This is a genomic window from Thermodesulfobacteriota bacterium (assembly GCA_035325995.1).
GTDB lineage: Bacteria > Desulfobacterota_D > UBA1144 > Nemesobacterales > UBA2774 > JADLGH01.
Genome location: DAOKYU010000006.1, coordinates 107,015 through 119,552, shown reverse-complemented (window position 1 = coordinate 119,552; position 12,538 = coordinate 107,015). Strand labels below are relative to the sequence as shown.

The following is a 12,538-nucleotide window of genomic DNA, read 5'->3' as shown; positions in this document are numbered from 1 at the left end:
TGGAAGCCTCCTGGTATATGAGTATAACTTGTCTAAGGATTTCAATTCTGCTTGTGTCTACCCTTTTACTCGCTCCCTTGGAAGCCGCGGCCGCTATCTCGTTTGAAGTCAATGATCAGAATTACCGGTTAGAGGAAGTCGACCTTGGAAGCCTGGTCGGCTGCAGACCGGACAGCGTCATAGGAGTTGCGCTTAAACATGCAGTGACGAACAAAACGATTTGGTTGTTCCCCAAGCTGGAGGATATAAAGCAGGATTATGTATCCGAGAATGGATGTTTTGCCAGTATCGATCAGACAATTATCCTGAATGTGTGGCAGAACCCCGGGTGGGTCCAGTTCGGAGTTTCAAGAACGCAATGCGGCGCATCATGTCATGGCAGCTCCGGCGATATCTATAAATTCGATGGTAAAAAAGTCGACCTGATATTCGAAACCTTCGGGGACAACATCATATTCGAGCCGCCTATTTTAATCAAAATCTACGCGGTGAGAGGGAACGAGTGCATGGCCTGTCCCGTAATATGGGCCAGGGAAATCTACCGCTGGAACGATGAAACCTACCAGCTAAAAGATAAAGAAGTTTCCGATAAAAAATCCATCGAACCTCCGTGGGATCGTTAAGGAGCCTATATGTGGTATTTCCTGCTGAATGCAATATTGATAGTCTGGCTTGTACGAGATGGTTTACGACGTAAGACCAAAGTCCTGTTATGGGCATTGGCCTGTTTCTTTTTCGGTCCGGTAGTCGTACCTGTATACCTGACATTAAGACCGCTCAAGTCGGGTGAAACCAGAGAGGGAGGTGCCGGATGGAACATAATGAAGAATTTTGCCCTCTTCTGGACCATAACTTGGATAATCGGGGCATTATGGGGTCTTCTCGAAGTTGGAAACCTTCTATCCCGGATTGAAAATGAGTACGAGGCTGCCGGAGCGGCTATAGGTTCGGCAATTGGATTGTCTTTTATCGCCGCCATATGGTTTTTCCCAGTCGTCGGCGCACTCGTATTAGGCATCTTTCTGAAGAAATCTATCGTTGAAGTCGGGCCGACAGGGCCGTTGGCGAACGAGCCTGCCGAAGCGAATGGCCCTGCTGCGCAGGAATTGTCTCCTTCCATGGAAACGCGAAGCAAGTCCGCCGACGAAACGGAGAAAACAAATACTAATACGAACCTATTTTCTCCGGGAATGTCTTCGGCTGACCCGGCTCCTGCTACAGCGGGAGCTGCTGCTTCGAGCCCCGGATTTTCCCATGGCAAGTATAAATATCCAATCATAATAGTGTCAGGGTTTTTGATAATTTTAGCCGTTATCGGAATTCTATCCGATTCAGGAATAAACCCGGGGGCTGCGAACAGGGAAACTAGGAAAGAATGGGTTGAAGCGATACGAGTTGCGGGATCCAATTCAAAAAATACTCCTCCGTTTCAATTGACTGGAGGTCCTGTGAGGATGAGCTATTCATTCCAAGGAGGGGATTTTGCTGTATTTAGTGTTTATCTGCTCAAAGCCGGGCAGGATTTGATGGAAACAGGCGGGTTCCCCGAAATCATGCTTATGCAAGCGGACTCCGGAGAAACAATGTTATATAAAAAAGATGGAGAATATTATCTGAGTATCGACTCCGCCAATGGAACATGGGAAGTTGTTATTCTGGAAGAACGGGAAATAGTAGTTGAGAAAGAACCTGAGAAGCAATTGGTTGCTGGCGGGGAAAATATTCCGGCTGGTAAAGAGCTGGTTGAAGTACAATCGAATGAAACCAATATCGTATCCCAAACCGGTAAAGAATGGGTTTCATTAATCAGCATGTCCGGCAGATCTTCAAAGAATTCCTCTCCGTTCGAGCTGGGTGGTAATCCCGTAAGGATTCGGTACTCGCTTGAAGGGGGAGACTTTTCCATGTTGTACGCATATGTTCTGGAATCAGGTACCGATTTGATGGAAACAGGCGGGATTCCCGAGATCATGATAGACGGGCCCGAAAATGGAGAGTCCAGATTATACAAGAAACCCGGGACTTATTATATAAGCGTTGATTCAGCAAACGGGTACTGGCATATAGACGTAGAAGAAGAAAAAGCTATCACAAGCGTTGCCGGCGGGGTCAAAACCGAAACGAGGGACAGCTCGGTCGTTTCGAAACAAAGGGATGTCTCCGGAACGGGATCGGACGGAGCTGACACATTTAAACGAATAGCAGAATTCTGTGGAATGGATTACAACTGTCACGAGACAAGCTGCAGGAATGAATTCCAATCTGATTCCCAAACTATGAACTGCATGTCAAGGGTTGAGGATCTTTTAGCCGCACGATCAAGTACGCTCGGTTCAAGTAGCGACAGTACGCCGAGCGAGTATATATACGAAAACTCAACGAGCCTCGATGATGAGAGTAACGTAAACGAAGGAATATCGGAATTCTCTAAGGATTTCGTCTACGCGCTTAATTCAGGAGATGCCGATCGGCTTAGAGGTTTTTATAATGATTTTGTGCAATACCGCGGCAAAAACCTGACGAACGATGAAATAATAAAGGGCATGTCGGATTATTATAAAAAATGGCCCAATGTAAATTTTACGCTCTACGAGGATATAACAATCATACAAAAGGGCAATGTCGCCGAACTAACCATTCCAATGAAATTCATGGTTGAAAATGTGAAGAAAAACCAGGCCATATCCGGAAAAACAGAACGAAAACTCATTATAACCAAAACGGAAGACAAGTGGAAAATTATCGGCGATACTGAAAATACGGCCGAGGCAAGGAGTTATTCGAATAATCGCCCAAAATCCGAAGCCCCTTCAAAGGAAGTTAAGTCGAACGAGGACCGGGAAGCCGCAACAATACAGAAAGCGGAGGAAAAATCTTCGGTTCAGGAACAACGGGCGGTGAATACCGGGGCAAATCCGAATACCCGCGAATCGGGGATGCAGCGCCAGGATGCAAGGCCCCAATCGGATCCTAATTATCATTTTAGCAGGACTGTGAACACATATGTAAACTATCTTTATGGACTTAATGAAAATGATAGAGCAGTATCGTGCTACCAGTATTCGAAAGCCGATAACTTAACCGAATACGAGAAAGCCGCTTTCAAGAAAGCTTGCGAGATAACAGTCCGGGACAGATACACGGCGACTCCTACGGAGCGACCCGCTCAATATCCCGAACAGCCTCAACAGCAGGTCGATATTAACAGCGTATTCCGAGTAATCGAAGAGGTTATAAGAAGAGTCGATTAATCGAGTTTATTGCAAGGCGATTTCGGCGCCGCTGTACGGTTTATCCCGCGATGGTACGCGCCGGGAAGTTATCTCTCCCCACCGGTCTCCTTCCCCGCATCCCGCACCTTGTATTTGTTCATGTAGTAGTGGGCGGCGATCCAGAGCATAATGGCCCATGCCGTCCCGGCCAGCCACCCTGCCAGCACGTCGCTCGGCCAGTGAACGCCGAGGTATATCCGGCTTATGCCCACCAGGAAAGTCAGCACGATCGCGACGGAAAGGATGTATATCCTGAGCCGGTACCGCGTCTGGGCTTCGGTCAAAAGCACTCCTAGCGTAAGGTATATGACGGCGGCGACGAGAGAATGGCCGCTCGGGAAGCTCGCGGTATAAACGACTATCTCGTGCGGGACGACGTCGGGCCTCGGCCGGCTGAACCCCGCCTTCAGGAGATTACTGAATATGGTTCCCGTTATCGCAGCCGCGGCCAGGTAGAGCATGAGGTCCCTTCGCTTTATCAGGAGGAGGTAAACCGCTGAAAATATGGTGACCAGCGTCAGCACCGCCACCCCTCCGAGGCCGGTTATGTCGCGCATCATCTCCTCGAACCACGGCGGGCCCAGCGGGTTGGCGAGGTCGCTCCCGTTACGCATCATCAGCAGTATCGTCGTATCGATCTGGTGATTTTCGCCTTCGAGCACGTCGCCCGCCAGCTCGGCGAAGGCCAGGAATCCGGCGGCGGATAAAAGGAGGGCCAGCGCCGGGACAGGGTGGCGGCGGATGCGGCTGTATATTCCCAGGGCCGCCCTGTACAGTTTCGCGCTCAGCTTCGATTCGCCAGTCATCGTGATCTTCCTTAAGGCCCGTCCACGGCATGAGCTCCCGGGCCCGGCGGTTTAAGAAGAATACCATGTCTTTACGGGGGCTTTACGGGCGGGTTTCCCCGTTCGGCCGCACCGGCGGGCGAAGGAAATTCCCGCCGCCTTGCCCGTCCCGGGTTGTAAACCGTTCAGAAATAGTTAATCCTAATAGCATGATAGAGTACGTAACGCCTTATTTCCGCCCGCCGAGCGAGGCGAAGAGCTTCATACTCCAGGCGACGATAGGCTGCTCGCACAACCAGTGCACCTACTGCGCCATGTACAGGAAGGACGAGCAGAGGTTCCGCGTCCGCCCGATGGACGAGATAAGGGAGATAATCGACGCCGCGAGCGAGCGCGGCGAGATAGGCGGCCGCGTTTTCATAGCCGACGGCAACGCCCTCGTCCTCGCCCGGAAAAAGCTGGTCGAGATAATCACGTACCTCCGCGAAAGATCGCCCCACGTCGAGCGAGTCCGCATGTACGCCAACGTCGGCGACATTCTGCGTAAGGGCGTCGATAACCTCCGTGAGCTCCGCGAGCTCGGCCTCGACATGGTGTACATCGGCTTCGAGAGCGGCGACGACGCCGTCCTCGAAAGGATTAAGAAAGGCGCGGGATTCGAAGATACCGTGAAGGCGTCACGCATGCTGAAAGAGGCCGGCGTCATGAATTCGGCCATGGTGCTTCTCGGAATGGGAGGTGTCGAAAGGAGCGCCGAGCACGCCGAGGCCACTGGCCGGCTCCTCACCGCGTCCGACCCCGAATACGTGGGCGCGCTGTCGCTCCAGATACGCCCCGGCGCGCCTCTATACGACGAATGGCAGCGAGGCGAATTCACGCTCCCCGACAAGTTCCGGATGATAAAGGAGCTCGAAATCCTGGTCGAGAACACCGACCTCACGAACGGCTATTTCTTCTCGAACCACATATCGAATTATCTCCCCATCAAGGCGAAGTTCCCCGGCGACAAGGAGCGCGTCCTCGCGCAGATAAGGGCCGTCCTCGCTGCCGGCGACGAGTCGCTTCTCCGCCCCGATTACTACAGGGACGTCATAAACCAGTACTGAGCTTGCCATAATCCCGATTCTTTATATACTGAGATAGGCGTATCTGCATTCGCGCCTGATCTTTGGCCGTCCGGGGTTCATAAAATAGTCGATACAAACCAATAAAGGAGGAAAATTATGCCGAGGATAGCAACCATATCACCCGTCTGGGGGGCGAGCGTCGCCGAGCTTAGGGACCTTGCGAAAATAGCGGAAGGGGCGGGATTCGAAGCCATATTTTCGCCCGAAGTGCCGCCGTGGAACGGCCTCTCGAACGCCCAGGTGTTCGCCGAGGTGACGACCCGGATAAAGGTCGGGACGTGGATCGCCAACATCTACATGCGCCAGCCCGCCGTCGCCGCGGCCTCGGCCCTCACCATACAGGAAATCACCGGCGGCCGCATGGTGCTCGGCCTCGGCGTCAGCCACAAGCCCGTGAACGACAGGTTCGGTATCGACATGGGCGACCCCATAGACAAGATGCGCGAATACGTCAAGGCCGTAAGGGCCATCATGGACGGGAGCGCGCCCCAGATTACGATGAAACGCAGCCTTCCCGCGGTGCCCGTCTACATCGCGGGGCTCACGAAGGGCGCGGCCTCACTCGCGGGCGAGACGGCAGACGGCATATTCCCCTACCTCTCGACGCCGGAATACCTTACGACGCTCAAGGGATACGTCACGGAGGGCGCGCTTAAGGCGGGCCGCGACCCGGCCGAAATAGACATCACGCTCGGCATTCCCGCGGTCGTTTCGGACGATCTCGAGCTCGCGCGCTCGTCCGGAAAGAAGGGGCTTTCGAACTATCTCAGGCTGCCTTTTTACCAGCGCATGGTCAGGAACAACGGCTTCGGCGACGTCGTCGATGCGATCCAGGGCGGGGCCAACCCGGCCGAAGTGTTCAGCGACGAGCTCCTGGACGCCATAGCCCTCGTCGGCCCGGCCGACAGGTGCAGGGCGCGTCTCGAAGACTACAGAAAGGCCGGGGTGGACCTTCCGATAATAATCCCCGGGCCGGCAGGGAAGCAAAGCACGGTCGAGACGATGGAAGTCGTCGCCGAGACTTTTGGGTCGTAAGATCATTATTTTTAATCCCCCTTCTCCGCTTTTAAAGTGGAGAGGGGGTAGCATTGAGCCGATGTAGCTTGCCTCAGAGACGTTTAAAAGTTCAGGATATAATCCCTCAATAATTGAAATTCCATTTGTTATCTGAGATATATCACATATTGTAGTTATTCGTCTTCGGAAATTTCTAACAAATATCTCAGTCGATCTTTGTCAATTCTCGGTGTATGCAAAGATTTTGTGGCCCAATTAGTTAGTTCTCGTAAATAGTTTGTTTTTATGGATGATATTATCATTTTTTCAGCATTCCATGCCGTCCTTCGATTAATCTCTATTACGAAATTTTTATTAGCTGGACGGTACTTTTGTATCGGTTTTCGCGTCATATAGATACATAAAAAAGGTGATATTGGTATAGTAATTTCTACATTATCTAGTCCATATCCCGCACCAATTAATGCTGATCCATCAGGTCTTGATGCAAAAGGTACTAAGGGAGCATCAGAAGTAATAAATAAATTGCCAGATGGAGCCTTACAAAGGCACCAATTCATTTCTCTTAATTCATAATAGATATTTTTTGATTGGTCGATACTCATTATCATGGCGAATTTTTCATTTACTGATAAATTGAAATACTTTTCGATGTCTTTGTAATATTCCTGCAATTGCTCCAATGTTAATATTGCATCCTTCTCTGTTTGTTTCAGGTAGTCAATTGCATTTTCAAGCTCATTTGTATTTGCAGAATCCTTTTTTAGTTTATGAATAACAAATTCTTTGAATAGTTCTCGTGCTTCTTCAATATTTTTGGGAACCCTTGTGGCTAAAAACGAGAAGAAAATTGCAAGTTTCTCTATATCATCTTCATGAAGTCTATATTTAGGCTCAACTGCCTTTTCCATAATTGTTCTTAAATCGTTTTCGGTCATGCTCAGTACCTTTTCTAATGAATCATCAACTGAGCCATCCGGACCCCTAAGGTTATAAATATTTTTCTTAACACCAGTATTTACCGGAGTTTGCGCTACTGGCTTGTTTCTACCTTTGTAATAAACCCAAAAAACGTCATTTGTTAGGAATGATTTCAAATATACTTGGGGTAGATAGTGATTTCTTCGTGTAGGTCTATTGGTCAATTTTATTCCGATTTCTAGTGGTATTGTGGTTAATATAATCATAAAGAAATTTCTTTCTATAGGTCAGAAAATTTGAATGTGGGATTAAGTACAGTTGAACAAAAAAAGCCCGTTCCGCCATGCAGGCGGAACGGGCTTTCCCATCCTTTAAATTTATTCTATTAGATGAAATCTAGGCCGAGGCCTTTCTCCTTCTAACCGCATAGAAAACGCCGATCAGTCCGAGAGCGGCGGCAACTCCTGTCATTCCCCATTCCGACATCGTCGGCACATTCAAAGAGCCTATCCGGTTGACGAAGGTGCAGGTCGTGAGCTCGCGCCTGGCTTCGTCGCATGCAACGAGTATGCCGTTTTCGACCTCTATAAAATCGATGCCCGTGCCTTCGCACTCGACGGATTCGAGGCTGTATCCGCGGCGTGGGAGCTGCGTAATCTGTGCGCCGCCGAACTGCTGTACTATGAAAGCCGGGCACTTCTGCACATTCGCGGCGACTTCGAACGTTTCGGCGCCGAAGGAGTCGATGTATTCGTAATCGAAGAAAATAAGCTCGCTTTCCGATTCCGATGGCGGCAGGCCCGGAATAGTCGCGCAAATTGCCACCGGGCATCCTTCTGTCGGCTGCGCATTCGATTCCGCCGTGAAGAACGGGGTAAGCAAAACCACTGTAAAAAGCACGGACAAAGACAAATTAAATCCGTAAACGAGCTTTCTGGCTATTTCTCCTCCAGGATGAAGTAATTCCTACGATATTACAATTAATTCGCTATGAATACAATTGGTGAATGAAGAAAATTTTACAGGTCTGAACGGCCGTAAACGACTGATATAATGGAGTATTTGCCCGCATGTTTTTGTCTCTTCCCTTTGCGGGCGATAAAACCTCTGTATTCGTCGCCACTAATTCATGGCGGAGGGATACGCAGCCAAACGGGGCGGCGCTCGCCCCCCGCCTCGCCGGGCTTCTCCGGCCTCCCGAATGACTTACTGGTGGAAATCGCACAACAAATATAGTATGTTGTTTGAATTAAGTCGATTAAATCCTGAATCTGATAATAATTACATTAAGGAGGTATGGTATGACTCTATTCAGCAGGTTTATGATTCTCGTTGCAGGCGCTGTATTCGCCCTCGGGCTCGCCGCCTGCCAGCAGCCCCAGCAGGGCGCCGAGGAAGTGGAGGTGGAGGAAGTAGAGGTCGTGGATCCGGGCGACGCCGCGGACGCAGCCGATGCAGTGAACGACGCCGCAACCGAGGCCACCGACGCCGCTGGCGATGCGGCCGACAGCGCGGCTGATACTGCAAACGATGCAGCCGATGCCGCGGGAGACGCAGCGGACGACGCCCAGGACGCGGCCGGCGACGCAGCCGACTCTGCGGACGACACGGTAGAGGAAGGCGCCGCCATGGTCGAGGAGACCGTACAGGACACCGCTGACGGCGTTACGGAAACCGTCGAGGGCGTAGTCGAGGACGTGCAGAATGCCGACGAAGCGGCTCCCGACGCACCGGAGAACCCGGTAGAGAACGCTCCGGCTCATTAACGAGTATTGACCACGAGCGGGGCGGACGCCTCGGCGCACGCCCCGTTACCTTCCGGCTTTTATAATCGTCTGATTAATTACCGTCTGCCTCATGGCTCGTCTTCGCCCTTCGGCCCACTCCGGATGCGCTCTCGTCTTGTGCCCGCCCTGCTTCAGGGATAAAATACCCTCATGAAATCTTTCGAAGACATGATGAAGGAGCTCAGGGACATAATCCGCCGGCTCGAAAGCGGAAACCTCCCGCTCGAAGACTCTATCAAGCTCTTTCAGGAAGGGACGGAGCTTATATCCCAATCCCACACGAAGCTCAATGAAATAAGGAAAAAAGTCGAGTTGCTGGTCGAGAAAAACGGCGAGGTCGTCCCCGAAGACTTCGATCCCGAGAAGTGAGCCGTACGTAATGGAATTCGATATAAAGAGCTACATCGCCCGGAACAGGGCCGAGATAGACGCGGCGCTCGGCTCGCTCATCCCCGCGCCCGAGTCCCCCTCTACGCGTCTCGTGGAGGCCGTCCGCTACAGCCTGCTCGCCGGGGGAAAGAGGCTCCGCCCTATACTGATGATAGCCGCCTGCGAGGCAGTGGGCGGCGACAGGCGGAGGGCGGTTCCCGTAGCGTGCGCCCTCGAAATGATTCACACGTACTCCCTTATTCACGACGACCTTCCGTCGATGGACGACGACCCTCTCAGGCGCGGCATTCCGACGAGCCACGTCGTCTTCGGCGAGGCGACGGCCATACTCGCGGGCGACGCGCTCCTGACGGATGCATTCCGCCTGATCGTCACTGAAGGCAGGGCGGCGGGCATCGACAGCGCCGTCATATGCGACATCATCGAGGACATGTCGGCGGCGGCCGGCTCGCGCGGGATGATAGAGGGGCAGGCCCTGGACCTCGCCCTCGAAGGCAGGCTGGCGACGTCCCTGTCCGAAATCGAGAGCATGCATTCCTTAAAGACGGGCGCGTTGATGAGGACGGCCGTGACGACGGGCGCCCGCATCGGCGGGGCTTCGGACGACGAAATCTCCGCGCTGGCGTCCTACGCCGGGGCGCTCGGGCTCGCGTTCCAGATACGCGACGACCTCCTCGACCTCGACGCCGCGAGCGACACCGGGAAGGCCAAGGGGAACGACGCCCGCCGCGGAAAGTCTACGTACCCCGGGCTTGCCGGGGTAGACGAATCGCGGCGTAAAATGAGCGAGCTCATACGCGAGGCGGTATCCCGTCTCTCGGCGTTCGACGAGAGGGCCGAGCCGCTGAGGCGGATAGCCATATACCTCGGCGGGGAAGGGTGATGCCCGCAAGGGGCGGCGTCAAAAAAGGGGGAAAGCGCCTAGACGTCGTGCTCGTCGAAAGGGGGCTCGTCGATACGAGGGCCCGCGCCAGGGCCGTCATCATGGCGGGGAGCGTCTTCGTCGCGGGCGAGCGCATGGACAAGGCCGGGGCGCTCGTCGGGGACGACGCCGAGATCGTCCTCAAGGGCGAGCCGCTTAAATACGTCTCCCGGGGCGGCCTCAAGCTCGAAGCCGCCCTCGACGCATTCGGCGTGGAAGTCTCAGGGAAAACCGCCGTCGATATAGGCTCCTCCACCGGCGGATTCACAGACTGCCTACTCCAGCGCGGGGCCTCCAGGGTCTACGCGATAGACGCCGGGCGCGGCCAGCTCGACTGGAAGCTCAGGCAGGACCCCCGCGTCGTCTCGATGGAAAAATTCAACGCCCGGTATCTAAAGCCAGGGGATATAGGCGGAGAGCCGGTCGGCGTCGCCGTCATCGACGTCTCCTTTATTTCCCTCACTAAAATCATCCCCCCGGCCGCGGGGGTGCTCGCCCCGGGCGGTGTGCTGATAGCGCTGATAAAGCCCCAGTTCGAGGTGGGGAAGGGCGAGGTCGGAAAGGGCGGCATAGTCAGGGACGAGACGAAGCGAAAAGAGGTCGTCGATAAGATCACGGCCTTCGCCTCGGGCCTAGGGATGAGCGTGAAGGGCGTCGTCGAATCCCCCATAACAGGCGCCGACGGCAACGTGGAATACCTCGTCTGCGCGGAAAAAAGCTGATCTCCCTCCCGCGTAAGGAGCTGCATCCTCCCTCGTGTATGAATCACGGCCGATACGCTGCCTGGTCGTCTGAAAATCCCTTTTTTATGCATCGGCATATTTCGATTGCCGTGCTGAAACTATGCGGGTTTTAACTCCGGCGAAAAGCTCATGGAAGCTTTATCGAAGGCTTAATACCTGTCATTAAAATTGCCCCCTTTTATCGTGAAAATTGCCCCTTATATCGCGACAGGCCCTGTGCTAGATATAACTGAGAATGCCCATTCCCAACGGGATTCGCGCTGAAATGCGTTTATCGAATATCGAATGTTTATTGGAGGATCAGAATGAGAAAGATCGATTCAGTCATGCGCGCGGATGTCCTTTTAACCATGTTTCTCCTGGTTTTACTGTCGGTCCCCGGTCTGACCGGATGCGGTAACGATAATAACGGTGAAGCAACGGCCCAGCCCACCGAGAAGAATATAACGCGCGACCCTGCCGACGTGCCGCCGCCCAATGGGGACTCTCAACCGAAAACGGTCCAGGTAAACCTGGAGGCCGTGGAAGTGGTGGAAGATCTCGCTTCGGGGGCGACTTTCAGGTATTGGACTTTTAACGGCAAGGTTCCCGGGCCTTTCATACGAGTAGGCGTCGGGGATACCGTCGAGCTCCATTTGCACAATAATCCGGATAGCACGCAAATGCATTCCATAGATTTGCACGCGGTAACCGGGCCGGGCGGCGGAGCCGACGCCACCCAGACCGCGCCCGGCGAAGAGAGCGTGCTCACGTTCACGGCCACGAAACCCGGGCTCTATGTTTACCACTGCGGCACGCCCATAGTCGCGCATCATATCGCCAGCGGGATGTATGGGTTGATACTCGTAGAGCCTGAAGGCGGATTGACGCCCGTGGATAAGGAATTTTACGTGATGCAAGGCGAGATATACACCGAAGAGCCGTTCGGGCAGAAGGGGGAGCTTACGCCGAGCATAAGCAAATTGCTGGCCCAGACGCCGACCTATTTCGTTTTTAACGGTTCTATGGGCGGGCTTACGGAGGCGTATCCCATGCACGCCCGGGTCGGCGAAACCGTACGTATCTTCTTCGGAGTAGGGGGTCCGAATTTCATTTCATCCTTTCACGTTATCGGGGAAATATTCGACGAGGTCTATCCCCAGGGATCCCTTTCGTCGATTCCCATGAACGACGTGCAGACCATACAGGTCCCTCCCGGCAGCTCCACCATCGTCGAGTTGACGCTCGATGTCCCCGGCACATATATTCTGGTGGACCATGCGCTTTCCAGGGTGATGCTGGGATCGGCGGGATACCTCATAGTCGAATAGCCGGTCGAGCTTTACCGGCTTTCAGGCCCGGGCCGGGGGCCTCGTGCATGGGGCGTAACGCTGACCATGGCGAAGCCCCCCGGACGGCTCGAAAAAAGAAGCCGGCGTAGTCACGCAAATCCCCGGGCAAAGGACCGGAACCCGGTATGGAGAGGCGAAAAATAGAGGAAATAATCCAAGTGCTTAAAGTTATTGGATTTCATTTGACAACCGCTTAAATCCCGGCAAACTATTCCGGATAATCGCTGGAGGGAAGTTTATATA

The 12,538-nt window shown here is 53.3% G+C and carries 12 protein-coding genes; 9 read left to right on the top strand and 3 right to left on the bottom strand.

What is annotated here, in order from left to right; all coding sequences use genetic code 11:
• Positions 1 to 53: 53 nt before the first annotated feature.
• Both PKC29_09725 and PKC29_09720 read left to right on the top strand, forming a co-directional pair.
• Positions 54 to 623 carry a hypothetical protein gene (locus tag PKC29_09725; GenBank protein ID HML95694.1) on the top strand — a complete coding sequence of 190 codons (570 nt, stop codon included), beginning with the start codon at positions 54 to 56 and terminating at the stop codon, positions 621 to 623.
• A gap of 198 nt (positions 624 to 821) precedes the next feature.
• On the top strand, positions 822 to 3,251 hold the full coding sequence (locus PKC29_09720) for a hypothetical protein (protein HML95693.1): 2,430 nt from the start codon (positions 822 to 824) through the stop codon (positions 3,249 to 3,251).
• A gap of 68 nt (positions 3,252 to 3,319) precedes the next feature.
• On the opposite strand, the gene PKC29_09715 is transcribed toward PKC29_09720, so the two are convergent.
• Positions 3,320 to 4,078 carry a phosphatase PAP2 family protein gene (locus tag PKC29_09715; protein HML95692.1) on the bottom strand — a complete coding sequence of 253 codons (759 nt, stop codon included), beginning with the start codon at positions 4,076 to 4,078 and terminating at the stop codon, positions 3,320 to 3,322.
• Between the two features lie 188 nt (positions 4,079 to 4,266).
• On the opposite strand from PKC29_09715, the gene PKC29_09710 reads away from it, so the two are divergent.
• Together PKC29_09710 and PKC29_09705 are read left to right on the top strand one after the other, a co-directional pair.
• Positions 4,267 to 5,163 carry a radical SAM protein gene (locus tag PKC29_09710; GenBank protein HML95691.1) on the top strand — a complete coding sequence of 299 codons (897 nt, stop codon included), beginning with the start codon at positions 4,267 to 4,269 and terminating at the stop codon, positions 5,161 to 5,163.
• Positions 5,164 to 5,280: 117 nt separating this feature from the next.
• Entirely contained in the window at positions 5,281 to 6,219 is a 939-nt protein-coding gene (locus tag PKC29_09705; GenBank protein HML95690.1) for an LLM class flavin-dependent oxidoreductase, read from the top strand.
• 155 nt (positions 6,220 to 6,374) lie between these two features.
• Here the strand turns inward: PKC29_09705 and PKC29_09700 are convergent, their stop codons facing one another.
• Together PKC29_09700 and PKC29_09695 are read right to left on the bottom strand one after the other, a co-directional pair.
• Positions 6,375 to 7,388, bottom strand: a complete 1,014-nt coding sequence (locus PKC29_09700) for a DUF4238 domain-containing protein (GenBank protein HML95689.1) — start codon at positions 7,386 to 7,388, stop codon at positions 6,375 to 6,377.
• Between the two features lie 130 nt (positions 7,389 to 7,518).
• Entirely contained in the window at positions 7,519 to 7,947 is a 429-nt protein-coding gene (locus tag PKC29_09695) for an IPTL-CTERM sorting domain-containing protein (protein ID HML95688.1), read from the bottom strand.
• 476 nt (positions 7,948 to 8,423) lie between these two features.
• Between PKC29_09695 and PKC29_09690 the strand changes: the two genes are divergently transcribed.
• From PKC29_09690 to nirK, 5 genes are all read left to right on the top strand, one after another.
• The gene (locus PKC29_09690; protein ID HML95687.1) at positions 8,424 to 8,888 is read left to right on the top strand and encodes a hypothetical protein; all 465 of its coding nucleotides are present in this window, start codon (positions 8,424 to 8,426) and stop codon (positions 8,886 to 8,888) included.
• 171 nt (positions 8,889 to 9,059) lie between these two features.
• Positions 9,060 to 9,278 carry an exodeoxyribonuclease VII small subunit gene (gene xseB, locus PKC29_09685; GenBank protein ID HML95686.1) on the top strand — a complete coding sequence of 73 codons (219 nt, stop codon included), beginning with the start codon at positions 9,060 to 9,062 and terminating at the stop codon, positions 9,276 to 9,278.
• A gap of 10 nt (positions 9,279 to 9,288) precedes the next feature.
• On the top strand, positions 9,289 to 10,182 hold the full coding sequence (locus PKC29_09680) for a polyprenyl synthetase family protein (GenBank protein ID HML95685.1): 894 nt from the start codon (positions 9,289 to 9,291) through the stop codon (positions 10,180 to 10,182).
• Positions 10,182 to 10,943: a TlyA family RNA methyltransferase gene (locus PKC29_09675; protein ID HML95684.1), complete on the top strand. Its 762-nt coding sequence runs from the start codon at positions 10,182 to 10,184 to the stop codon at positions 10,941 to 10,943. The genes PKC29_09680 and PKC29_09675 overlap by 1 nt, the downstream gene beginning before the upstream one ends.
• 326 nt (positions 10,944 to 11,269) lie before the next feature.
• Complete coding sequence (nirK, locus tag PKC29_09670; GenBank protein HML95683.1) at positions 11,270 to 12,274, top strand: copper-containing nitrite reductase; 1,005 nt, start codon at positions 11,270 to 11,272, stop codon at positions 12,272 to 12,274.
• Positions 12,275 to 12,538: the final 264 nt, after the last annotated feature.

Coding starts and splice junctions, on each gene's coding strand:
- PKC29_09700 (HML95689.1), bottom strand. CDS start 7,388: ATGATTATATTAACCACAATACCACTAGAAATCGGAATAAAATTGACC.
- PKC29_09690 (HML95687.1), top strand. CDS start 8,424: ATGACTCTATTCAGCAGGTTTATGATTCTCGTTGCAGGCGCTGTATTC.
- PKC29_09710 (HML95691.1), top strand. CDS start 4,267: ATGATAGAGTACGTAACGCCTTATTTCCGCCCGCCGAGCGAGGCGAAG.
- nirK (HML95683.1), top strand. CDS start 11,270: ATGAGAAAGATCGATTCAGTCATGCGCGCGGATGTCCTTTTAACCATG.
- PKC29_09705 (HML95690.1), top strand. CDS start 5,281: ATGCCGAGGATAGCAACCATATCACCCGTCTGGGGGGCGAGCGTCGCC.
- PKC29_09675 (HML95684.1), top strand. CDS start 10,182: ATGCCCGCAAGGGGCGGCGTCAAAAAAGGGGGAAAGCGCCTAGACGTC.
- xseB (HML95686.1), top strand. CDS start 9,060: ATGAAATCTTTCGAAGACATGATGAAGGAGCTCAGGGACATAATCCGC.
- PKC29_09720 (HML95693.1), top strand. CDS start 822: ATGAAGAATTTTGCCCTCTTCTGGACCATAACTTGGATAATCGGGGCA.
- PKC29_09715 (HML95692.1), bottom strand. CDS start 4,078: ATGACTGGCGAATCGAAGCTGAGCGCGAAACTGTACAGGGCGGCCCTG.
- PKC29_09680 (HML95685.1), top strand. CDS start 9,289: ATGGAATTCGATATAAAGAGCTACATCGCCCGGAACAGGGCCGAGATA.